This window comes from Chitinophaga sp. 05T412, from assembly GCF_056396465.1.
The window spans coordinates 438762-463516 of the sequence record NZ_JBFTLN010000006.1; the positions used below are offsets into that span (position 1 = coordinate 438762).

18 protein-coding genes are annotated in these 24755 nt (G+C 44.3%); 12 read left to right on the forward strand and 6 right to left on the reverse strand.

What is annotated here, in order from left to right:
• Nucleotides 1–5: 5 nt before the first annotated feature.
• The 4 genes from AC1DFM_RS16380 to rlmD all read right to left on the reverse strand — a co-directional run bounded on the left by AC1DFM_RS16380 (nucleotide 6) and on the right by rlmD (nucleotide 4457).
• Complete coding sequence (locus AC1DFM_RS16380; RefSeq protein WP_477077807.1) at nucleotides 6–1103, reverse strand: endonuclease/exonuclease/phosphatase family protein; 1098 nt, start codon at nucleotides 1101–1103, stop codon at nucleotides 6–8.
• Between the two features lie 123 nt (nucleotides 1104–1226).
• Nucleotides 1227–2159: a rhomboid family intramembrane serine protease gene (locus tag AC1DFM_RS16385; protein WP_477077808.1), complete on the reverse strand. Its 933-nt coding sequence runs from the start codon at nucleotides 2157–2159 to the stop codon at nucleotides 1227–1229.
• A 48-nt stretch (nucleotides 2160–2207) separates the two neighbouring features.
• On the reverse strand, nucleotides 2208–3035 hold the full coding sequence (locus tag AC1DFM_RS16390; protein WP_477077809.1) for a rhomboid family intramembrane serine protease: 828 nt from the start codon (nucleotides 3033–3035) through the stop codon (nucleotides 2208–2210).
• 6 nt (nucleotides 3036–3041) lie between these two features.
• The gene (gene rlmD / locus AC1DFM_RS16395; protein ID WP_477077810.1) at nucleotides 3042–4457 is read right to left on the reverse strand and encodes a 23S rRNA (uracil(1939)-C(5))-methyltransferase RlmD; all 1416 of its coding nucleotides are present in this window, start codon (nucleotides 4455–4457) and stop codon (nucleotides 3042–3044) included.
• A gap of 119 nt (nucleotides 4458–4576) precedes the next feature.
• On the opposite strand from rlmD, the gene AC1DFM_RS16400 reads away from it, so the two are divergent.
• From AC1DFM_RS16400 to AC1DFM_RS16410, 3 genes are all read left to right on the forward strand, one after another.
• Nucleotides 4577–5983, forward strand: a complete 1407-nt coding sequence (locus AC1DFM_RS16400) for a DUF5106 domain-containing protein (RefSeq protein WP_477077811.1) — start codon at nucleotides 4577–4579, stop codon at nucleotides 5981–5983.
• Nucleotides 5984–6253: 270 nt separating this feature from the next.
• Entirely contained in the window at nucleotides 6254–6871 is a 618-nt protein-coding gene (locus tag AC1DFM_RS16405) for a porin family protein (protein WP_477077812.1), read from the forward strand.
• A gap of 178 nt (nucleotides 6872–7049) precedes the next feature.
• Complete coding sequence (locus AC1DFM_RS16410) at nucleotides 7050–7733, forward strand: outer membrane beta-barrel protein (protein ID WP_477077813.1); 684 nt, start codon at nucleotides 7050–7052, stop codon at nucleotides 7731–7733.
• 379 nt (nucleotides 7734–8112) lie between these two features.
• Here AC1DFM_RS16410 and AC1DFM_RS16415 read toward each other — a convergent pair whose 3' ends face one another.
• Entirely contained in the window at nucleotides 8113–9066 is a 954-nt protein-coding gene (locus AC1DFM_RS16415; RefSeq protein WP_477077814.1) for a methylenetetrahydrofolate reductase, read from the reverse strand.
• Between the two features lie 167 nt (nucleotides 9067–9233).
• Here AC1DFM_RS16415 and lptB point away from each other — a divergent pair, with 167 nt between their 5' ends.
• The 8 genes from lptB to AC1DFM_RS16455 all read left to right on the forward strand — a co-directional run bounded on the left by lptB (nucleotide 9234) and on the right by AC1DFM_RS16455 (nucleotide 22249).
• The gene (lptB, locus tag AC1DFM_RS16420) at nucleotides 9234–9995 is read left to right on the forward strand and encodes an LPS export ABC transporter ATP-binding protein (RefSeq protein WP_477077815.1); all 762 of its coding nucleotides are present in this window, start codon (nucleotides 9234–9236) and stop codon (nucleotides 9993–9995) included.
• A 22-nt stretch (nucleotides 9996–10017) separates the two neighbouring features.
• A complete protein-coding gene (locus tag AC1DFM_RS16425; RefSeq protein ID WP_477077816.1) occupies nucleotides 10018–11550 on the forward strand; it encodes a GH3 auxin-responsive promoter family protein in 1533 nt (510 codons plus the stop codon).
• Between the two features lie 17 nt (nucleotides 11551–11567).
• Complete coding sequence (gene fabG, locus AC1DFM_RS16430) at nucleotides 11568–12317, forward strand: 3-oxoacyl-[acyl-carrier-protein] reductase (protein WP_477077817.1); 750 nt, start codon at nucleotides 11568–11570, stop codon at nucleotides 12315–12317.
• Nucleotides 12318–12469: 152 nt separating this feature from the next.
• The gene (locus tag AC1DFM_RS16435) at nucleotides 12470–12988 is read left to right on the forward strand and encodes an RNA polymerase sigma-70 factor (protein ID WP_477077818.1); all 519 of its coding nucleotides are present in this window, start codon (nucleotides 12470–12472) and stop codon (nucleotides 12986–12988) included.
• Nucleotides 12989–13069: 81 nt separating this feature from the next.
• A complete protein-coding gene (locus AC1DFM_RS16440) occupies nucleotides 13070–14182 on the forward strand; it encodes a FecR family protein (protein ID WP_477077819.1) in 1113 nt (370 codons plus the stop codon).
• A gap of 249 nt (nucleotides 14183–14431) precedes the next feature.
• The gene (locus AC1DFM_RS16445; RefSeq protein WP_477077820.1) at nucleotides 14432–17602 is read left to right on the forward strand and encodes a TonB-dependent receptor; all 3171 of its coding nucleotides are present in this window, start codon (nucleotides 14432–14434) and stop codon (nucleotides 17600–17602) included.
• Between the two features lie 22 nt (nucleotides 17603–17624).
• Nucleotides 17625–19109, forward strand: a complete 1485-nt coding sequence (locus tag AC1DFM_RS16450; RefSeq protein WP_477077821.1) for a RagB/SusD family nutrient uptake outer membrane protein — start codon at nucleotides 17625–17627, stop codon at nucleotides 19107–19109.
• Nucleotides 19110–19225: 116 nt separating this feature from the next.
• On the forward strand, nucleotides 19226–22249 hold the full coding sequence (locus AC1DFM_RS16455) for a glycoside hydrolase domain-containing protein (RefSeq protein WP_477077822.1): 3024 nt from the start codon (nucleotides 19226–19228) through the stop codon (nucleotides 22247–22249).
• 77 nt (nucleotides 22250–22326) lie between these two features.
• Here the strand turns inward: AC1DFM_RS16455 and AC1DFM_RS16460 are convergent, their stop codons facing one another.
• On the reverse strand, nucleotides 22327–23220 hold the full coding sequence (locus AC1DFM_RS16460) for an SMP-30/gluconolactonase/LRE family protein (RefSeq protein ID WP_477077823.1): 894 nt from the start codon (nucleotides 23218–23220) through the stop codon (nucleotides 22327–22329).
• A gap of 154 nt (nucleotides 23221–23374) precedes the next feature.
• Between AC1DFM_RS16460 and AC1DFM_RS16465 the strand changes: the two genes are divergently transcribed.
• A complete protein-coding gene (locus tag AC1DFM_RS16465) occupies nucleotides 23375–24427 on the forward strand; it encodes a nucleoid-associated protein (protein ID WP_477077824.1) in 1053 nt (350 codons plus the stop codon).
• The last annotated feature ends 328 nt before the right edge of the window (nucleotides 24428–24755 follow it).

Consider the following 24755-nt stretch of genomic DNA (forward strand, 5'->3'; position numbering starts at 1 on the left):
TAAAGTTAGTATTTTTTCAACGACAGACAGGCCATAACCGGGAAATGCTCTGAAGGATGTGTAGTGAGTACCTGTCCGCCATGAATACGGAAGGACCGCTGTGCCAGGATGTAATCTATTCGCAGGGAAGGGGATAAAAAAGATAAGGTTCGTCCCCATCCACGGCCGGTTTCCAGGAAAATATCCTGCAAATTGCGACTCACCGTTTTATAGGTATACGATACCGGCGTATCATTAAAATCGCCGCAAACGATAGTTGGGTAAGGACTTTCAGCTACCAGTGCTGCCAGTTGCTCTGCCTGCGAGGCTCTTTTCCGGAAAGTGGCGCGCATTTTATGAATCAGCCCGGAACCGCCAGGGGCTTTCATATTTTCATAGTCATCACCTCTAAACATATACGAAGTTAGCTGCACCGAAAACACCCGTATGGTATCGCCTTGCATCACCAGATCGGCCTGCAGGAAAGAGCTGCCGCTACCCACCTTGCTTTCCCCACAGGGAATAGCCACTGCGGACGCTATCGGAAAGCGGGAAAACAGCGCAATACCATAGTGCCAGGTATTCCACTTGGTTTTATCGCAGGTAAAATAATGGTAAGTATAATGACCTGTTTGCATCAAACTGTCTACATGATGCTCCATGCCTGGCTTATCATTGCTGTAAAATTCCTGCATACACAGGATATCCGGGCTATTTTTCAATACTACCTTGTAAATGGCGGCTTCCTTGTCCTTATCCGTTTTGTAGGCCATCAGTCCCATGCTGCTGGTGTTATAGGTCATGAGGGTAAATTGCCCGCTGTTGGGTTGTTTGGCTATATTATTATTACGGGAGATGTGAACGCCCCAGGTAGCCAGTGCTGCGGGAATACAACAGAGTACCGCGATACCGCACAGCCACCACTGTTTTTTGTATTTAAGCCACCACAATACAGGGATTAAAAGCAGACAAACAGGAAACAGGAGGGGAAAGAAGAAGCCAGAGAACCCGGTAATCCAATATTTGCCAGGGTTGAGATAGGGAAGATAAGCGCTGAACAGGAGGCCTACCGCAACAATCAAACTGCCCCAAAGCAAAAGCTGTCGAAAAAATTTTTGTAGCATAGGGTTACAACCAATTACAGATTACGGGAATTAAATTACAAATTAAAAGGGACACATCAGCGAATAAACGTCGCGGATATGTCCCTCTTTATCGTAATAGGTATTTTTAAATTCGTAATGCTTTTATTCTGTTCGGCTTGCCCGGAGCAGAGTATCTCTTTCATCGGGAGAAAGAGAGGACAGGCCGTTTTCATTGATCTTATCAAGAATTTCATTCAGTCGTTGTTCCGGCACTTTACCAATGCGTCTGAACGGCTGTTGTTCAGCATCAAGAGTACTCAGCTTTTTTTTAAGATCTTCCGGGTTTACCTGTTGGGCCGCCGGATGGAAAACGTGTGTGAGCTTAAATGCGAGTCTGTTAAAACCTGCGCCCCAGTCGTTCCCTTTCTTCCACTGCGTCATGTAGATCAAACCTGCAATACCACCGCCTGCCAATACCGGAATGTAAGTATAGCCATAGGCAGATGACATCAGCAACGAACCCACAGAAAGTATAACAAATAACAGGGTGATCACCCACAGGGATATACCACCGGCCAGTAAAGGGAAAATGCGATAACGCGGTGCAATAGCGGTAACGCCCACGGCTATTGCCATAATGCTGCCGCCTGCGCCCAGCCAGTATTCAGCACCGGCAATTACATGGAAGGAAGGGATTACGGCCATAGCTGCCACATAAAAGAGATTACCGACAATACCTCCGAAAAGATATAAAGGCAAAATTCGCTGATGGCCAGCCAGGTGTTGCGTAAAAGTGCCAAAGCACCATAGCCACACCATATTGGTAAATACCTGCCAGATACTGATATGAGTAAACAGAGAGGTGACCAGCGTCCATGGACGTGTTAGCAGTTTAGCCGGGCTGGCTGGAAGCCTTAACCAGGACATGATATCCTGGTGGAACCGCGCCTCACCTACATTCTCCATCTTGTAAATAACAAGTGTGAAGAGGAGGAATATAAAAACAGTAAGATTAACGACCAACAATTGTGTCACCATATTTCGTCCTTCTCCTAAAGAGAGGCGGGGCAATTTCTCTTTTTCCAACGCATGCATGGTACATATATTTTTCAATACAAAAATACGCTTATTAATACAGTTGTATTAATAAAAATCTGTTCGGTGTTTGTTCCAGTTTCTCAACAGCAGATAGGCAAAAAGTGCACCACCCAGGTGAACGAAGTGGGCTACGTTGTCGCCCGGATTATTCTGTATGCCGGACCACAATTCGCCTACAATCATAAAGGCTACTACGTACTTCGCCTTAATCGGAAACATGGCAAAGAAATAGAGGTACCGGTTGGGGAACATAAAGCCAAATGCGAACAGGATGCCGTACACCGCTCCCGAAGCACCTAATGTTGGAATGTTCCGGTAGAAATTTACAAAGTCGTGTACGTATATCTTGGCAATCTCTACTGCTCGTGGATCGCCATTTGCCAGTGCATTTTTGAGCCCCTCCATATTGAAGTTCGATACGCTGCCAAGATCAAATTTATTGTCCAGAGGTACGAAGTTGCTAAAAGTAGGATCATTCAGGAAAGCATCTGCATACCTGGTCAGATTCATGTTTTCATAGGTAAGCACTCCCATATAACAGAGGGCGGCGCCAACACCACAAATCATGTAGAAAATCAGGAAACGCTTGGAACCCCATACGTTTTCCAGCGTGGAGCCAAACATCCACAGTGTAAACATATTGAAGAGCACATGCGTAAAGTGCTTCGGATCATGGAGAAATAAATGCGTGACAAGCTGATGTGGCCGGAAAAGTTCGGAGCGCCAGTAGTGCAGCGCAAACAAACGACTCATGTCATAGTCATACCTTTTTAGCAGAGTGATCTGCACTAACCAAACCAAACCATTAATGATCATCAGGTTTTTGATCACCAAAGGGAGGTACTGAAATTTTCCGGGCCTGTAATCGTTCATTGTTGCTTAGTTATTATCTCTTTTTTTCAACAACACCACATTTTCGATATGGTGTGTATGTGGAAACATATCTACTGGCTGTACCTTTTCCACTGTATATAGTACATCCAGCAAAGCCAGATCCCTGGCTTGTGTAGCAGGATTGCAGCTTACATATACAATTTTAGGCGCTGCAATTTCAAGCAATTTGTTAACCAGCTTTTCGTGCATGCCTGCCCGTGGTGGGTCCGTGATAATTACATCCGGTTGTCCATGGTGTGCAAAAAAAGCATCATCACAAATATCTACTACATCGCCTGCAAAAAACTCGGCATTGTTAACATTATTTCGGGCGGCATTTTCTTTCGCATCATCTATGGCTTCTTTTATCAACTCAATACCCACTACTTTGCCGGCATTACGCGATACAAAAATGCCAATACTACCCGTACCGCAATATAAATCGTACACTGTTTCCGTTCCCGTTAACCCGGCAAAATCCCGGGTAACCTTATACAGGACTTCGCCCTGGTAAGTGTTGGTCTGGAAAAAAGATTTGGGACCTATTTTAAATACAAAGTCTTCCAACTTTTCTTCTGCATATCCCTTACCAAAATATACTTTCGGCTCCAGGTCAAAAATGGTATCGTTACCTTTTGAATTAATAGTATACAGCAGTGTGGTAATAGCCGGTACCGTTTTCAGTAAGTGATCCAGCAGTGCAATGCGGTTCTCCTTATCTTCATGACGGATCACCAGGTTCACCATAATTTCGCCGGTAGTACACAGGCGGATCACGAGGTTCCTTAACCAGCCTTGCTGTGCACGGATATCGTAAAAAGGCAGCTCATGTGCAATGGCGTATTCACGAATGGTATTACGGATCAGGTTTACCGGTTCCTGCATAAGATAGCAGGTATCTATATTAAGGACCTTATCAAACAATTTAGGTACATGGAAGCCCAGCGCGGGTTTTACAGGTATTTCCCCATCATTGGCCTTTATTTCCTCGTTGGTCAGATAAGCTTTATTACTAAAGGTAAACTCCAGCTTGTTACGGTAATGTTCTGTATGTACGCCGCCCAGAATAGGGTCCATGGGAGGTAACACCAGTTTACCGATGCGCTGCAGGTGGTCAGCCACCTGTTGTTGTTTGAATTCCAGTTGCAGTGAATAAGGAAGCATCTGCCACTTACAACCGCCACAGGTGCCGAAATGCTGGCAAAACGGGGTTACCCGCTTGTCAGAATAGCTATGAAAGTGAACCACTTTCCCTTCTGCCCAGTCTTTTTTGTTTTTACTAAGGCGAACATCCACTACATCCCCGGGTACCACACCACCTTCAATAAATATAACTTTCCCGTCTTGACGGGCCAGGGCTTTACCCTCTGCCGCATAGGCAGTAACAGGTACATTTTCTAAAACAACATTTTTTTTCCTCACGGCTGCAAAGGTAATTGGAAATGCTGAATCCTCGTCCTAATTCATGTAATTACCACTCACCACACTGCTTTCAGTTTTTACTTTTTTCCGCTTACATTTACATATTGCTTGGAAATCTTATGCGTAAATTATTTGTTATACTGATAGCCACCCTTTTAGGCCACTTTACCCTGCAGGCACAGGGATATCAAATTGCCGTTAAGCTGAAGAATTTTACGGGTGGAAAATTCTTTCTTGCCCATTATATGGGCAGATCCACTTACCTGGCCGACTCGGCAGACGTAAGCGCCACTGGCGATGCTATCCTCAAAGGGAAAGAGAAGCTGTTGCCAGGCATCTACCTGCTGGTATTGCCCGGAAAAGAAAAGTATGTGGAAACACTGATCGATAAACAACAATTCTTTAGCGTTACGCTCGATAGCTCCGATCTGATCAATAAAACGGTATATAAAGGCAGCCCGGATAACGATTTGTTCCTGTCTTATAATAAATTCCTGTTTCAGCAGGAAACCCTCAGCCGCAATATCCAGCAACAGCTGCAGGCGGCACATACCGCAGCAGATACGGCTAAAGTGATTCCGCTTCAAAAAGAGCTGGGGAAGAAAATTCAGGACTTCCGGAGCGACTTTATCGCCAAACACCCTGGCACCATTCTGAGCACTATATTCCTGGCGATGAAGGAGCCGGAAGTGCCCCAACAGCCGGCAGGGGAGGACTCTTCCTTTGCCTATCGCTATTTTAAAGGCCACTACTGGGATGAGGTAGACCTGGAAAGTGACCGCCTGGTAAGAACACCTATCCTGGAAGGAAAACTGAAAAAGTATTTTACGCAACTGGTAATGCCCTCGCCAGACTCCATTATAGTAGATTGTGATGCCCTCATTGCCCGCACACGGAAAAGTAAGGAGACATTCAAATTTGTGCTGTGGTGGCTGACTTATAACTATGAAAGTTCTCCTTACATGGGGATGGATGCTGTATTTGTTCACCTGGTAGAGAAATACTACGTACCTGGCGAAGCTTTCTGGCTGAATGATGAGCAGCTGAATAAAATTGTGGACCGGGCTTATGCGTTGGCTCCTAATCTGATTGGAAAACAGGCCGCCCCACTCGAGTTCAAAGACTCTGCTTCCAATATGCTCTCTTTATATAAAACCCAGTCGAAGTATACCATCCTTGTTTTCTGGGACCCCACTTGCGGACACTGTAAAACAGAGTTACCACGTCTTGATTCGGCCTTCAAGGCCAGCTGGAAAAGCAAAGGGGTCGCCATGGTCGCCGTAAAAACAGAAGGCTCCCGGGAAGAGTGGTTGCAGTTCATAAAAGACCATGATCTCAGTGGTTGGATACACGGTTCTGATCCTCAATCTGCCACCAATTACCGCCGCCTATACGACGTGTACAGTACGCCGATGATTTACCTGCTCGATGATAAAAAGAAGATTGTGGCTAAAAAACTGGGCGTGGAGCAATTACAGGAATTTTTAGACCGAAATACCACTAAAAACGCGGCGGCTTCGCGGTAATAACAAGAAAAGATAATATTTTTTGTAATTGATTATCAGTTATTTGAGCTGTTTTAACAATCCTTTGGCATAGTCTTTGGCATGGAGGTGTTTCAGGGGATCATTAGTTACCTTTTGAGATGAAATAACAGGGTAACAAACAATTCACTGAATCAGTTGTAATAACAGCAGCAAGCAAAAAACAGGTTCGTCTATAGTTGGCAATCAAAAAATTAGGGGCGATGCCTCACCTGTGGGCACCGCTTTACTATTAATCAAATTACATCAAACATGAAAAAGGTATTATTATCTGCAGCGGCTTTATTAGTAGCCAGTCTTTCTTTTGGTCAGACTAAATGGGGTATCGTTGCGGGCCCGCAGTTTTCCAGCATGACCATTAAAAATGCTTTGATAGGCTCCTCAAACGAAACCACTAAAATATTAACGGGCGTGAGAGCAGGGTTTACCGCAGATCTTCCACTGGGAGATGACTTTTTTATCGGAACAGGATTACTGTATTCCGGTAAAGGTGGAAAGATTAAAAACTCGGATGCGAAAATTACATTGTCTTATCTGGAGTTGCCTATTCACTTCATGTTTAAACCAGAAGTAGGTACTGGCAAACTGGTACTGTCTGCCGGTCCATACCTTGCCTACGGATTGGGTGGTAAAATAAAAGGTGGAGGAACTGACGTCGATGTATTTAGTAATGACGCTTCTGTACTCAAACAAAAACGTTTCGATGCCGGTGCCGGTATCAACGTTGGTTATGAAATGCCAATGGGGCTTTATTTTGGTTTGAACACAGACCTGGGTCTTATTAACACTGCTGATAACACCGACAACGGTCGTAAATTCAAAAACACCTCCTTCGGCGTATCTGTAGGATATAAATTTGGCGGCAAATAAGCCACGCACAAAATGAATTCTTTATTAACCACCCGGTAAATCCGGGTGGTTTTTTATTTTTATCAAAACCTTTGTTTACTTTAGCACCCAGTAACCAGTAACCAGCTGAGCATTAATACTTTTCCCCAATTCGTGTGTCACAGTGAATTTTTTATAATCTTTTAGTACCGAACTACTGATGAAGTTTTTTACACTCCCCTGTGCAGCACTGCTGCTGTTTGTTGTTTCCAATTCTCATGCCCAGGTAAGCTTAGGCTTACGTGGGGGATACGTAAACGCGGGACTAGCCGTTCCAGAGCATAGTACCGCACCAGGTACTTCCCGTCAGGACCGTTGGCAGGCGGGCGCCTACCTGAATATTCCTTTATTTAAAGGGGGATATCTGCAGCCAGGTGTAAGTTATATTGTAAAAGGGGCCAACCTGAATTATATGCCTCCTCATCCGGACCTGTTTACTTCTGGTCCTACCAAGCTAACCATGAAATACCTGGAATTACCAGTGAACCTCGTATATAAAATCCCGGTAAGCTTTGGCAAATTCGTGGTAGGCGCAGGTCCTTACGCGGCTTATTGTGTACGGGCTGACTATAAGCTGAGGGCCTTTGGCGCCGGCGGACAAGTAGCTACCGGATCTAAACGTATTGACTTTGACTCATCCCCCAATGTTTTTGGTACTGGCATGAATATGCAACGCTGGGATGCAGGGCTCAACTTTGTTGCCGGCGTAGAGTTTAATAATTGTATTACTATAACCGGCCATTATGGATATGGCCTGATGAATATCGATAAATCAGCAGAGAACTTAAATAACCGCTATTGGGGCGTGAGCCTTGGGTTTTTGTTTGACCGCGAAGACTGGTAATTTTAGCTGAAAGCATAAAGCCGAAAGCAAAAAGCTATTAAAGCGAATGACCTAAGCGAATAAGTAAAACTAACTACTCGCTTAGGTCATTCGCTTTAATAGCTTTTTGCTTTCGGCTTTATGCTTTCAGCTATTGATGCCGGCATTTATATTTTTTTTAAAATGGAGTAGGGGACAATGATGTTTACTGCGTCTTATTAGCGAAAGAGATCACCGAAAGGTGATTTCGATCATTGGACAGTTATAATTAAAAGTGTGACAGTTATAGGGATATGCCACTATGTATCTACATAATGGCATTATTTTTTTATATGAAAGAGAAAACGAAAAAAGGGAAAGACTTCTGTCCTTCCCTTCTTTTTTATAAGATAGTTATCTCTTACATAATAGCTGCTACAGCCTGGCGAATCACCTTGGGTTTACCGAGTGTATAGTAGTGTAACACCGGCACACCAAATGCTTTTAATTCTTTCGACTGCGCAATTAACCATTCTGTGCCCACCAGTTCGATATCTTTATCTGTTTTGCATTTCATGATCTCGGTAGACAGGTCAGTAGGGATGTCTACATGGAAAATACGTGGCAACATCGTCATTTGTTTTCTCGAGGTCAGTGGCTTCAATCCCGGAATAATAGGCACGGTGATACCTGCTTCCCGGCACTTGGCCACAAAGTCGAAGAACTTTTGGTTATCGAAAAACATTTGTGTAACAATATAATCAGCTCCATTTTCTACCTTTCTTTTCAGGTGAGCCATATCTGTTTGCATGTTGGGAGCCTCGAAATGTTTTTCGGGATAACCAGCAACACCAATGCAGAAATTGGTTTTTACACCACTCTGTAAATCGTCTTCCAGATATACGCCGTTATTCATATGAGCCACCTGGTCCAGCAATTCTATCGCATAGCTGTGACCGTGAGGGTCTGGTTCAAAGAAAGTTTCGTTTTTAGGCGCATCTCCCCGTAATACCAGGACATTATCTATGCCCAGGAAATTCAGGTCTATCAGGGCATTCTCCGTTTCTTCCCGGCTAAATCCGCCGCAAATCAGGTGAGGAACGGCATCTACGTTGTAATGATTCATAATAGCAGCGCAAATGCCTACTGTTCCAGGGCGTTTGCGGATTTCTACCTTTTCAAATGAGCCATCTGCTTTTTTCTTGAACATATGCTCGCTACGATGGTAAGTCACATTTATATATGCCGGCTTAAACTCCATCAGCGGGTCCAGGTGGTCATAAATCGAGTCAATGCTCTTTCCTTTTAAAGGAGGGAGGATTTCGAAAGAAATCAGGGTGTCTTTGGCCTGTGCAATATGTTCAGTTACTTTCATAAAGTTTATCAGCTTTGGAGAATGCGATGAAAACGGCGGTTCCTGCTAAAATACGCCGGCAAAAATAAGATATCCCCTAATTATAATCAGATCAATTTTATTTAATCTTATGACAACTATAACTAGGCTAACTGAATGAATTGTTTATTTTTGCTAAGTTTGATCATATGGCATTAAGAATACATACAGACCAGCTGGTAAAGCGTTACGGCAACAGAACGGTGGTAAACCATGTATCTGTGGAGGTGTCTCAGGGAGAGATAGTAGGGCTGCTGGGCCCTAATGGAGCGGGTAAAACCACCTCCTTCTACATGGTAGTAGGGCTTATCAAGCCAGATGAAGGGAATGTATACCTGGATGACCAGAACATTACCAAACTGCCCATGTACAAAAGAGCCCAGATGGGTATCGGCTATTTACCACAGGAAGCCTCCGTATTCCGGAAACTGAGCGTGGAAGATAATATTGCGGCAGTACTGGAAATGACGAAGCTCAAAAAAGCGGAGCAAAAGGACAAGCTAGAAAGCCTGTTAACTGAGTTCAGGCTGACCCACGTTCGTAAAAGCCCCGGAGATGTACTGAGCGGAGGCGAAAGACGCCGTACCGAAATAGCCCGCGCGCTGGCGGTAGATCCTAAGTTTATTCTGCTCGATGAGCCGTTTGCCGGTATTGACCCCATTGCTGTGGAAGATATTCAGGGCATTGTAGCCAAACTCAAGTATAAGAATATAGGTATCCTCATCACGGACCATAATGTACAGGAAACACTGTCCATTACTGACCGGGCGTATTTATTGTTTGAAGGCAAAATCCTTAAATCAGGGTCAGCAGAAGAGCTGGCGGAGGACGAACAGGTAAGAAAAGTGTATCTTGGCCAGAATTTCATTTTGCGCCGGAAAGATTACCTGGACGAAGCAGCTAAACAATAAAAATAATTCTACAGCATCCTATATGAGAATTTTAAGTCCTGCAATATCACAACTGGCAAGATTACGCATGGGGCGTATTGCATATTTTATGCAGTATCCCGTGCAGGTGCAGCAGCAGGTATTCCAAAACCTTATCAGTGCCGCCCAATACACCGAATTTGGTAAGCAGTACGGCTTTTCGAAGATTTATAAGATAGACGAATATAAGCAGCGCGTTCCTATTCATACTTATGATACCATCAAGCCTTATATACAGCGCACGATGGAGGGACAGCAAAATGTACTCTGGAATACACCCATCAAATGGTTCGCTAAATCCAGCGGTACCACCGCCGATAAAAGCAAGTTTATTCCGGTAACCGTAGAAAGTCTGGATGAATGTCACTACCGCTCTGGCCGGGATGTTATTTCTCTCTATTACAATAATTTCCCCGATTCCGATGTTTTTACCGGGAAGTCCCTGGTCATCGGTGGTAGCCACCAGGTGAACAAACTGTCGGAAAACAGCGACTCCTACTTTGGAGACCTGAGCGCCGTGATGCTGCAGAATATGCCCTTTTATGGCAATATGATCCGCACGCCCGACCTGGAAATTGCCCTCATGGATGAATGGGAGGAGAAAATAGAACGCATGGCCAATGCGGTCATCCACGAGAATGTGACCTCTATTGCAGGGGTACCTACCTGGACCATCGTATTGATCAAACGTATCTTTGAGCTGACCGGCACAGATAACCTGGCCGATGTATGGCCCAATGTAGAACTATACATGCACGGTGGTGTAAGCTTCACCCCTTACCGCGAACAGTTCAGGAAATTGATCCGTAAGCCACTCATGCATTACCAGGAAACCTACAACGCTTCGGAAGGCTTTTTTGCCGCACAAGATGTAGTAGGGGAAGAAGGATTGCTTCTGTTCCTGAACCATGGCATCTTCTATGAGTTTATGCCAATGGAGGAACTGGGCAAGGAAAATCCACAAACACTGCAATTACAGGAAGTGGAATTGGGTAAAAACTATGCACTCGTAATCAGCACCAACGGCGGATTATGGCGTTACATGGTTGGAGATACCATACAATTTACTTCCCTGCTGCCTTATCGCATTAAAGTGAGTGGCAGAACCAAATCGTTTATCAACGCCTTTGGTGAAGAAGTGATCGTAGAAAATTCTGACACCGCCATTGCCAAAGCCTCCGAGGCTACCGGCGCCGTGGTGAATGATTATACCGCTGCTCCCGTTTATTTCAGCGACAACGGAAACGGTGGGCACGAATGGTTGATTGAATTCGGAGTAGCGCCAGATGATTTGAATAAGTTTACTAACGTGCTCGATAGTACGTTAAAAACCATCAACTCGGACTATGAGGCGAAAAGATATAAAGATATCGCCTTACATATGCCGCAGATACATGTACTGCCGGAAGGAACTTTTTGCGAATTCCTGAAGAGTAAAGGTAAACTGGGTGGACAACATAAAGTTCCCCGATTGAATAACGACCGCAACTACCTGGAAGAAATCCTGAAATTTGCGGCCAACAATATGAACGCTTAAAACCTATCAACTATAACATGAAATTACTGGAGAACAAAGTAGCGATTGTAACTGGCGCCAGCCGTGGTATCGGCGAAGCAATTGCTTTGAAATTTGCAGCGCAGGGAGCTAATGTAGCTTTTACTTATGTGAGTTCCGATGAAAAAGCCCAGGCACTGGAAGCTAAACTGACAGCGTTGGGTGTAAAAGCAAAGGCATATAAATCCAATGCCGGCGTATATGAAGAAAGCGAAGCTCTGGTAGCAGATGTATTAAAAGAGTTCGGCAAAATTGATATCTGTGTGAATAACGCAGGTATTTCAAAAGATAACCTGTTGCTCCGCATGAGCCCTGATCAATGGGACGACGTGATGAACGTTAACCTGAAGAGCGTATACAATATGACCAAACAGGTAATACGCCCCATGATGAAAGCAAAAAGCGGTAGCATTATTAATATGAGCTCCGTTATTGGTATTATGGGTAATGCAGGCCAAAGCAGCTATGCCGCATCTAAAGCAGGGATTATCGGATTTACCAAATCCATCGCACAGGAGCTGGGTAGCCGCAATATCCGTTGCAACGCAGTAGCTCCAGGTTTCGTGGAAACAGATATGACCAGCTACCTCAAAGAAGGAGAGGGCGCTGCTAATTATATTCAACAAATTCCGTTGGCCCGTTTCGGTACTCCGGAAGATATCGCCAACGTTTGTCTCTTCCTGGCTTCTGATATGAGCAGCTATGTAACCGGACAAACAATCAGCACCTGTGGCGGTTTGTGTATGTAATTCAATTAGTTAAAGATGTTAAAACGCGGGCCTATAACCCGCGTTTTTTTATTGGGTCTACTTGTCGTATCTTTTGGCGAAGTGAACACAGTGAGGATGTCAGGAATATTTTGGAGGAAGTAAGTAAAAATATAGTCCAGCAACAACGTCAAATGCCGACTTTTGAATCATTATTCAAAACGTATTACTCTGCGCTCTGCACCTTTGCTTATGATTTTGTGAACAGGCATGACCTGGCAGAAGAAATTGTACAGGACACCTTCATGAAGATATGGGAGAAATACGATGACCTCAACATCCAGGTATCCGAAAAGGCATATCTGTACAGAGCCGTACAAAATAATTGTCTCAACTTTATTAAACAAAACAAAAGCAGAACCCAATACAGCAGCGAGCTTCTGCAACAAATAGAATCCCGCATTCATCTCTTTAGCCTCCCTTCAGATTCTCCTGCAAACATGCTGGAAACATCAGAGCTGGAACAACTGGCAGAAAAAGCCATCCGAAAACTACCCCCTCAGTGCCAGGATGTTTTCCGTCTCAGCAGATTTGAACAACTCAGTTATCCTGAAATATCCCGCCATTTAGGGATCTCCGTCAATACCGTCAAAACCCAGATGACCCGCGCCCTGCAACGGTTACGCGACGAATTACTTCCCTTGTTGAAGTAGTGTGTTAAATAAAAAAGATTTTTTTTTCCTTCCTTGTCACCCGGTACAATCCCGAATATTGTCTTAGTACTTGTTTTCTATATGATGGGGCCTAACTATACACGGGAACAGGTGGATGACCTGATTGCACGCTTTTTATCCGGTAATATTACTGTCGACGAACAGGAATTGCTGGAACAATGGATCAATGCCAAGGCAGAGCACAGATCCTATTTCCTGCAATTGCGGGATGTATGGCAGGCAACAGCGGCAGCAGGATCATATGATACCACCGGCGCCTGGGAGCGTTTACAGCATAACGCTGGCATAACGCCTCCATTGGTAGTAAACAGATGGAAAAGCTATTTCCGTATAGCCGCATCCTATACATTGCCCTTCTTAATTGGCGGAGGCCTGGTATACGCCTGGTCATCGCTGAAGAAAGGAGATAACGGTAGCGGAATGGTAACCGTAACCAGCCCCAAAGGGGCCACTACCAAAATTGAATTGTCTGATGGTACGGAAGTATGGCTGAATGCTGGCAGTAAGCTGCAGTATGCACAGTCTTATAACCTCCGCGGCCGCGAAGTAAAACTGGAAGGAGAAGCTTTCTTTAAAGTGCATACCAATGCGCAGAAACCTTTTACCGTAAAGGCTTCCGACCTGAAAATACTCGCGCTGGGTACATCTTTCAATGTAAAAGCATATCCGGAAGATAAAACAGTGGTAACTACCCTGGTAGATGGCGAAGTGAAGATTGATGGCAGCAAAACCACTACACCGTTTGGTCTCATGATGAAACCACATCAACACGTGGTATATAAGAAACCATTGACAAACAATAACAGTGAACGCAACACTATGCAGGCGTCTGGCGGAAACAGCGCCACTGCAGCTCCGGTAGAAACCCGGGAAGTGAACGATACGGAAGTATATACCGCCTGGAAAGATGGCAACTGGATTGTAGCCGCTCAAACCATGGACGAACTGGCGGTTACCATGGAACGCCGGTTTAACGTAAAAGTGATCTTCAAAGAACCAGAACTGAAAGAGTATCGCTTTAGCGGTACATTCCGACAGGAAACACTGGAGCAGGTATTGAATATTCTAAAATTAACAGCTCCGCTGAAATACACCATAGATAAGGGAACAGTGACCCTTGAAGTGGACAATGAACTGAAAGAAAAATACATTAAAGCATTTAAGACAAAGTAATCACCAAAGTGTATAGGAGAATCAACATTCATCACCTGTAAAACAAACTTACATGCCCGATATGAAGAACTAAAAAAAATTGGGAGTGATGCGACTCACCCCCAATTCAACGAAAATCACTTGTTGGTGAATAGCCTTTGCGACGGGCTATATCACCGTAATTATTCGTTTAACTAAAATCTATACAAGTTTATGAAATCCACTGCAAACCTGGCGGCATTTTTTTGCCCCGGGCGAAAATTATTGCTTATGACGAAATTGACCGGTCTGCTGATTTTCGGAGGTTTTTTACAAGTATCCGCCAGCGTATCTGCTCAGGAGAAAATAAAAGAACTACATGCTGAAAACGCAAGCGTGAAAGAGGTATTCAAGCTTATTGAGAACAAAAGTAATTATCGCTTCTTCTACAACGAAAACTTCGCTGATCTCAACAAAGCAGTTACCATTGATGTGAAAGATAAGAAGATCAATGACATCATGAAGTTACTCTTCAATAGCTCCAATGTTACTTATCGTGTGCTGGAAAACAACCTGGTGGTGATTACCCCCAATGGCGTTGCACAGCTGAAAGTAACGGGTTATGTAACTGATGCCAATACCAAAGAACCACTGCCTGGTGTAACCGTATCCGTTGAAGGTACCAGCACCGGTACCGTAACAGATGCTACCGGTAAATATACCATTCAGGTACCTGCAGAAAGTGGGATACTCGTATTCTCTTTTATAGGATATACGGCCCAGAAAGTACCAGTAGGTGGTCGCCAGGAAATCAATGTAAAATTGGATCCCGACACCAAGAAACTGGAAGAAGTAGTAGTAATGGGCTATACCACCACTACCACTAAAAACCTCACCGGCGCGGCGCAGGCGGTAAGCGGCACTAAGCTGAAAGATGTTACCGCCAGCAGCATGGATAAAATGCTGCAAGGTAAAGTGAGCGGGGTGTTTGTGGGTAACGGTTCCGGAGATCCATCCGCAGCACCGGTAATCCGTATCCGTGGTAATGGTACCCTCACCGCCGGGAACTCTCCACTGATAGTGGTAGACGGTATCATTGGTGGTCTTCCCAATCCAAGCGATATTGAAAGCGTAACCGTATTGAAAGATGCCGCTGCTACTACCTTGTATGGTGCCCGTGCCGCTAACGGTGTAATGGTCATCACTACTAAAAGAGGAAAGGCCGGCAAAACGCAGGTTAATTTCCGCACCAACATCGGAACCGCCCAACTCAACACAGGACATTTCCACCTGATGAACGGCACCGACCTGTACGACCTGCAAACAGCCGCAGGAGCCAAGTTAGATCCATCTCTCCGTAATATTAATACTAACTGGCAGAAACTGGCCTTTCAAAATGCGACCAACCAGAACTACGAATTATCTACCAGCGGTGGTAATGAAAAAACAAAATTCTACCTGGGTGGTAACTACTATAAGGAAGATGGTATCCTGAAAGGTACTGGAGTAGAGCGTTTCAGCGCACGCCTCAACCTGGATCATAACATCACCGATAAATTCAGAGTAAGCTTCAATGCCGCCGGTACGCAAACTACTGACCAGGACAACTCCAACGGTTCTCTCTATCAGTACTATACTAACCTGCCCTGGGATAAAGCATACGACGCAAATGGCAGCCCGATAAATCCACTGGACGTAGCTAAATGGTATGGCCGTGATCAGAGCAATTTTGTGTACGATCAGCAATACAACTACCAAAAAAATAAAAGACAGTCGCTCGAAGCCCTGGTAAAACTGGAATATGATATCACCAAGTGGTTATCATTCAGCTCTACTAACCGCGCACAGTACTATCATTATAACCAGGAAAGCAACGGCGACGTAAGAACCTCCTCCGGCTCCGACGATCGTGGTAACCTGTATAACTACTACCAGGATTCTGCCAGCTATATCAGCTCTAACCTGTTGAAAGCCAGATATACTATCAACAAAGTGCATAACATTGATGGATTGGCAGGTGCTGAATTTCAGCAGGTAAACCTGAATGATATCAATGCAAAAGGTAAAGGTATTTTGCAGGGCGTAAATGTACTGGATGGTACTTCTTCCCCTATGTCTATTGGTGGAACAAAAGTTGCCCGCGCATTTAATTCTTACTTCGTACAGGCTAACTATAACTACAATTATAAATACTATTTCACCTCTTCCTTCAGAAGAGATGGATCTTCTAAATTCGGCGCCAACCAGCAGTATGGTAACTTCTATGCGTTTGGTGCATCATGGGCCGCTTCAGAAGAAAATTTTATTAAGCAGATTAAAGCCATTACCAATCTGAAAGTAAGGGCCAGCTATGGTACTACAGGTAACGCGGAAATCGGCGATTATAGCGCTATTGGCGCTTACGCTATCAACACACAATACAATGGCTTCCCCGGCGCTTATCCCAACATTTATAATGTGCCGAACCTCTCCTGGGAAAAAGTATATAATACCAATATCGGTTTCGATCTGGGATTATTTAACAGAATTAACCTGACGGTAGATCTTTATCAGAAAGATAGTAAAGACCTCCTGTTTAATGTGCCATTGCCTGGAACTGCCGGCTATAGCTATATTGCACAGAACGTAGGTTCCGTTCGTAACAAGGGTATTGAAATCAATCTGAGCACAGATAACCTCGTAGGAGCATTTAAATGGAGTACTGATTTTAACATCGGATTCAACAAAAACTCCGTAACAGACCTGTACGCAGGCAGAACACAAATCATTGATCCCATTAGTGGCTATTTCACGCTGCAACAGGGACAGGATATGCGTAGCTTCTATATGCGTAAATGGGCGGGCGTAGATCCGGCCAACGGGAATCCGCTGTGGGAAAAACTGATCACCGATGCTAATGGTAAAGTAACCGGTAAAACCACTACCAGCAACTATAACGATGCGTCGCTGCAGATTGTAGGTTCCGCTACACCTAAGTTCTTCGGTGGTATGCGCAATACCTTCTCTTACAAAAACTTCCAGCTGAGTGCTTTCCTGACCTTCGTTTCCGGTAATGATGTGTACAATAGCACCCGTGAACTGATGGATAATGATGGTGCCTATAACACCTACAACATCATGGCGCTGGACCATGGATGGAGCCGTTGGGAAAAACCTGGCGATGTAGCTACTCATCCGAAATATGTATTGAAGAATAAATCAAACTCACAAAAACCATCTTCCCGATTCCTGGAAGACGGTAGCTATTTACGCCTGAGAAACGTAAACCTGAGCTATGCACTGCCTAAAGCATGGCTGGACCGTGTGCATGTTGGAAACGCCAGAATTTCTATTGGCGGTGATAACCTGTGGACACTGACTAAATTCTCCGGAATGGACCCTGAAGTAGATGATCGTGGTATCAACTATGTGAAGTATCCAAGCAGTACCAAATGGTTTGCAGGTCTTGAAATTAATTTTTAACAGGAGCTAAAAAGAGATGATCATGAAACACATGTCAAAATATTTTGCAGGGCTTTTACTGTTGACGGTAGCCAGCTCCTGCTCGTTGAAAAAAGAACCATATAGTGCTATTCCGGACGATAAAATTCTGAAAGATCCCACTAAATGGCCAGCTGCTACTGCTGGTAACTATGCTTTACTGAAAGAAGAAAATTTTACGCGCAACTATTTCCAGATGGGAGAATTTCCCAGTGATGATGTGGCGTTAAGCGGTACTTCTACAGATCCGCTGATGTATTCTTATAACTACGGTTTGCTCACCAACCAGGGTAATTCGCTGCAGCTGTGGCGTATGGGATACAAAGCGATCAACGGCGTAAACAGGCTGTTGGAAGTAATGCCCGAAAATCAATCGGCTGCAGTAAATGAAATGATCGGCGAAAACCTGTTCATTCGTGCTTTTGTACATTGGAGCCTGGTGAGAACCTTTGGTCGTCCGTATACTCAGAGTCCCGAAACCAACCTTGGCGTACCTGTTGTTACCAAATACGATATAACGGCATTGCCTAAACGTAATACGGTAAAAGAAGTATACGCACAGATCGTAGCAGACCTGAAAAAAGGGAAAGATCTCATGGATAATTCCAATACCAACAGCTACGCGTCTAAAGACGCTGCCCGGGCTTTGCTGGCGAGGGTATATCTCTATATGGGAAGAAATGATTCTGCACGTATTTATGCCGACTCAGTCATCCTTTCCAAAGACCGCGGACTAATATCTACCGGAGATCTACCCGGATATTATACCAAGAGTAATGAGAACAACAAGGAAACCATCTTCGCTATTCACCATACTTTGCAGGATGACCGTACCTGGAGCTCTATTGGCTCTATGTATTATATGTCGCCAGGCGGTATGGGATATGGAGAGATGTATGCTTCTGAATCGTTCCGCAATCTGATCCAGCTGCATCCGGAAGATGTACGTAATTCCTTCATACAGGTAGTATATGAGAAAGATGATAATGGCAATGATGTGATAGACCCGGCTACTGGTAAGAAGAAAGTGGCAGAACGTAATGGCGTTCCTAAATGGTATATCCTGAAATACTCTAACCAGGATAACGTACCTACTCTCAGCTCGCCAGTAGTGCTGCGTATGGCTGAAATGTACCTGATCCGGGCGGAAGCCAATGCGAAACTGGGCAACAACACGGCCGCGCTGGAAGATGTAAATATCATCCGTACCAGGGCTGGTTTAAGCGGAAATGCGCTGTTCAGTTCGAGCAATATGCAGGGTTATGCCAACGTACTGGATGTAGTACTGGATGAGCGTCGCCTGGAACTGTGCTTTGAAACGCATCGTTCTTTCGACCTCTATCGCAATAACCGCAACGTATACAGGAATTATCCGGGTATACAAACGAATCCGCAAACCATTTCCTACACGGACCCACGGGTGGTTCATTATATTCCAGAACAGGAAATATTACTCGATCCAAACCTGGTACAAAACCCGATTAATTAGAATATCCTGTAAAAGCCCCGTAAATGGGGCTTTTGCTTTTGTAAAATAATCCGGAAAAGAAAGCACAACAATAGTAAATTTATAACCGRTGAACATTTAAAAACTTATTTTCCTTCATGTATCAGATTAACCACCATTCCCGTAACTTCAGGAAAGGCCTGCTGCTGGCAGGTTTTACATTTGGTGTCCTGACTACGGCTGTAGCCCAGGAGCTGAAATATACTTCCGGCAATAATAGCTGGAATGCTGACTCACTTGGTAACCACCGGGTGGTAGTGAGCTTTAACGGCGTCGCTAAAGTGGCCCGCGTAGTAATTCCATGGCGCCGCCGCGATGAACATCCGGAAGCAAAACGCATCATTATCCAGGATGCTAAAACAAAACAAAAAATCACCAACGTAAAAACGTTGACGCTTACCCGTGAACAAGGCGACATTTACTTTGAGCCTACGTCCGGAAAGGGCGATTACTACATATATTACCTGCCGTCTAAAAACGAAGGCAGGGATAACTATCCCAAGGGCATGTACCTGGCGCCGGAGCAAACCGCTGACAACAGCTGGTTGCAGTCTATTCCTGCCGGTATGAAGCCAAATACCATCGTGAAGGAAATGGAAGCCATTGATACGTTCAATAGCTTTTATCCGATGGAGGTGATTGCTACTGCTGCAGAAAAGCAACAACTGTTGCTGAAGCATCCGGGAGCCGGATATATTGTATTTCCGGAAGACAGGCAGTATCCTATTAAAATGACGGATGATCTGCCGCAACGGTGGATAAAGAAAGGACCATCGCAATCCTTTGCAGGAGAGGCTGACAGAGGAGAGTACTACGCTTTTCAGGTAGGTATTTACGCCCTGCATGATATGAAAGACGTGCAAATTACTTTTGCTGATCTGACCGCACCGGGTGGTAAAACTATTGCTGCTTCGCAGTTAAATTGTATAAATACCAGCGGTACCACCTATGATGCACAACCATTTACGGCGAAGGTAAATATCCCCGCCAACCAGGTACAGGCATTGTGGTGTGGTGTAGATGTGCCAGAATCTGCCACAGCAGGGGTTTATAAAGGAACTGCCACACTCAGCGCTGCTGGTATGCCTGCCATGCCTGTAAGAATCACACTAACGGTAACGAATAAACTGGCTGTTAACAGTGGCTTCAATGAGCCATGGAAACAAACCCGTTTAAAATGGCTGAACTCTACGTTGGCCCAGGATAATTCCGTGATTGCGCCTTACACGCCACTGGAAGTAAAAGACAGCGTGATCAGTTTGCTGGGACGTAAAGTAGGTATTAACAAAGACGGTTTCCCGGCACAGATACAAACCTTCTTCACGCCTGAAATGACGGAGTTATCCACACAGGCAAAGAATATTTTCACAGAGCCCATACACTTCCACTTCATCTCCGCCGCCACCGGTAAGGATTTGCCCTGGAAAAGCAATGGCTGGCAAATGACGGCCAAAGAAGCCGGCAAAGTAAGCTGGCAGGCAGTAAATACTACTACCGGCCTGCAAATGGAGGTAAGTGCTTCCCTGGAATTTGATGGCTTCCTGGATTACACCGTAAAAGTGACAGCACTGGAGGACATATCTCTCAAGGAAATCACTATGCACCTGCCTTTTGATAAAGGAGCCGCCAAATACATGATGGGCCTGAATCAGAAAGGAGGACTGCGTCCTGAAAAGATCGACTGGAAATGGGACGTAAAAAATAAAAACCAGGACGGCGCCTGGATTGGAGATGTGAATGCTGGTATACAATTCAATCTCCGGGATGAAAACTATGTACGCCCACTGAACACCAACTTCTATCTCCAGAAGCCTTTGCTGCTGCCCACTTCCTGGGGCAATGGCGATAAAGGAGGGATCACCATCGGGGAAAAAGGGAAGGCTATTTTGGTGAACAGCTATAGCGGCGAAAGAACGCTGCATAAGGGAGACGTATTGTATTATAACTTCCACCTGATCATTACGCCGTTTCACCCGATTAACACCGACTTCCAGTGGTCTACGCGCTTCTATCACCGTTACAACAACCTGGATAGCATCAAGGCTACCGGCGCTACGGTGGTGAATATTCATCATGGTAATGATATCAACCCCTGGATCAACTATCCATTTATTGAATGGAAAAAGATGAAGTCTTATATAGATGAAGCACACAGCAAGGGGCTGAAAGTAAAAATCTATAACACTGTAAGAGAACTGTCTAATCACGCCTGGGAAACATTCCCATTGCGTAGCCTGGGCCATGAGGTGTATAGTCCGGGTAAAGGTGGTGGCTTCTCCTGGCTGCAGGAACATATCGGGAAAGATTACATTGCTGCCTGGTTTGTACCGGAGTTCAAAGACGCAGCCATCATTAACAGTGGCATGAATCGCTGGCATAACTACTATGTGGAAGGCATGAACTGGCTGGTGCAGAACGTAGGCATAGATGGTATCTATCTTGATGATGTGGCCTTTGACCGTGTAACAATGAAACGTGTAAAGAGAGTGCTGACAAAAGATAGCCACCCAGGTATCATTGATCTGCATTCTGCCAATCAATATAATAAGTCAGATGGGTTTATTAACAGTGCGGTATTGTATATGGAACACTTCCCGTATCTGAACAGGCTTTGGTTTGGGGAATACTTCGATTACGAAAACAACAATCCTGACTTTTTCCTCACGGAAGTGAGTGGTATTCCATTCGGCCTGATGGGTGAAATGCTGCAGGATGGCGGAAATCAGTGGCGTGGAATGGTATATGGTATGACTAATCGCATGCCATGGACAGAAAACTCAGATCCGCGACCTATCTGGAAAGTATGGGATGACTTTGGTATACAGGGTACAAAAATGATCGGGTACTGGGTAGAAAGCAACCCGGTTAAAACCGGCAATCCGTTGGTACCAGCCACTATTTATAAGAAAGACGGTGCGGTATTGGTGTCCATTGCCAGTTGGGCAGCGGAAGATACCAACGTACAGTTGAGTATCGACTGGAAAGCCCTGGGTATTAATCCGGCAACAGCTAAGATAACGGCGCCGGACATACGTAATTTCCAGCAGGGACAGGTATTGGGGAAAGACGCCAGCATCCTGGTTCCAAAGAACAAGGGAAAAATACTGATTATAAAGAACTAGGCATTTCTTTAAATAAATACAACGGGGATATAAGTCATGTGCTTATATCCCCGTTGTATTTATGTAAAAGCAAATGCTTATTTCCCTGGAATAGCCACCCTAAAGGTTTCTACACATTTTCTGTCCTGCAGCGTAACATACACGGTTTTCTTGTCTTTATCCCCAAAAACGAGGTTGCTGCATTGTTTCCCTTTCAACGGTATTTCGCGGATTAATGCGCCCTGTGGCGACATCATGGCAATCACCCCTTTTCCCCAGCGGGCAATATAGAGGTTGCCGGCTTTATCGCATTTCATTCCATCAAATCCGAAATCGGGGAAGCTGGCGAATAAGGTTTTATGGGAGATGTTACCCGCTTTGTCGACAGTGTATTTCCAAACTTTGCGCTGTACACTCTCATTTACATACAGGGTTTTTTCGTCGGGGCTGAGGGTGATACCGTTGGTGGTACCCATGTTGGCCTCTAGTAATACAGGAATACGGTTACCATCAATGCGCCAGAGTTGCCCGGTATTGTTGGCCCATTTTGGATCGGACACAAAGATCTGGTCTTTGCTGTTCACGCAAAGATCATTCGGTTGATTGAACTGATCGGAATGGACATATACACTGACCTTTTTTGTTTTCATATCTACGGCCAGTACATTGTGTTTGATGAAGTCGGGTAGGAGCATGGTGCCTTTGCTATTGAAGTGAACGCCATTGGCTACACTGCTATCCGGGAGGGTCACGAATACTTCGCCAGCGCCGGTATGGGTATTTATTTTACCTATGGTACCATCCTGTTTAAAATTTACTACATAGAAATTGCCTGCTTTGTCAAAGTTGGGTCCTTCAATATTTGTAGAAAACATGTTTTCAGCGGTGAGGTCACGGGCTTCGTACAAAGGTCTGGCAGCGGTGGGTTGTTGAGCCATCATGGGCAAGCCCCAGCCAGTCAGCATGGCCATCATGTATATTTGTTTTCTCATGTGCGTCGTATTTTAAAACTTTAAATTAAGTAACTGTTTGGGATTTTTCTGTGTATTAGGAAGAGAGGAATACTTATGTAATGAAATTATCAAGAATTAATTACTGGTCAGGATGGTTTTTTTGGCTGTCAACTAATTTATTAATTTTGCGCCCATGATCCATGTTTCGGAGTTTAAAGATTTGGCGCAACTGACTATTCACAAGGTAGGGAACTCCTCAAATGATGAGGCCTTACTCTGTTCCAAGGCGCCTTTGCAGCTGGAGGATGAAACGATCAGCCAGTTATTGCTAACATATTTTATTCAGCCTTTTGCCAATGCTGCAGAGTATTTCCGGTTCCGGCATGACGCAGATATTCAATTGAATGAAATTTTTCAATATTGTCGACGTATATTTACGGACCAAAGCGAATTCCAGGAGCAGTCAGTAAATATTGCCAGGCATCTATATAAACATTCCACCCATCCCAAAATTAAGGGCGGGGAGTTGTATATAGCCTACTTTAGCAAGTGTCAGGTGGATGGTGAAGAAGTGGAGGCCATTGGCATTTTTAAGTCAGAAAATCGCGATACCTATTTAAAAGTCTTTCTGGCAGACGAGAATTACCAGGTGAACTATGAGGATGGTATAAATATCAATAAGCTGGATAAAGGTTGTCTTGTTTTTAATACAGAAGAATCTGAAGGTTTTAAGGTGAGCATTATAGATAGTAACAGCAAACAATCGGAGGCTGTTTACTGGAAAGATGCCTTTCTGCAGGTGCAGCGCCGCGAGGATAGTTACCATCAAACAGAAACTGCGGTAGATATGTGTAAGCTGTTTATACATAATAAGCTGCCAACGGAGTATGAGATGGATAGGGTAGATCAGGTGGATCTGTTAAATAAATCAGCCGCTTATTTTAAAGAAAAAGAACAATTCCAATTAGACGATTTTGCGAAAGAAGTACTGGGGCATCCTGATGCAATAGCTTCTTTTAAAGAGTATAGAAACGAGTACGCGAGTCATTTTCAACAAGATATCCCTGACGAATTTGAAATATCCGCACCTGCTGTTAAGAAACAGCAGAAAGTATTTAAGAGTATATTGAAACTTGATAAGAACTTTCATGTGTATATTCACGGCAACCGCGAAATGATAGAGCGTGGGTTTGATGAAGCTACCAACATGAATTATTATAAGCTACTGTTTGAAAATGAAGCATAGGTTCGTGTAAGAAGCAGTAGAGGCAGCTGTGTGGTTGATTTTGTGAAGAGAGATAAAAGAGTGTATTTAAAATTTTCTCATAAGCAAAAACCAATTGTTAACAAAGGCTGCCTCGTCTGGGCGGCCTTTTATTTTTATGTATTTATTGGTTTAGGCAAATAAAAAAGACAACCATACGGTTGTCTTTTTTATCGACACTATCTCATAAACTGTGTAAATTCTAAAAATCGGGGTGTTTCACCTCGATTTTTTAATTTTAAAGCATATATAGTTTTATGAAGACAGAAGATTTTTTATCAGACGACTTTCTGAAGCAGTTTAAAACGGC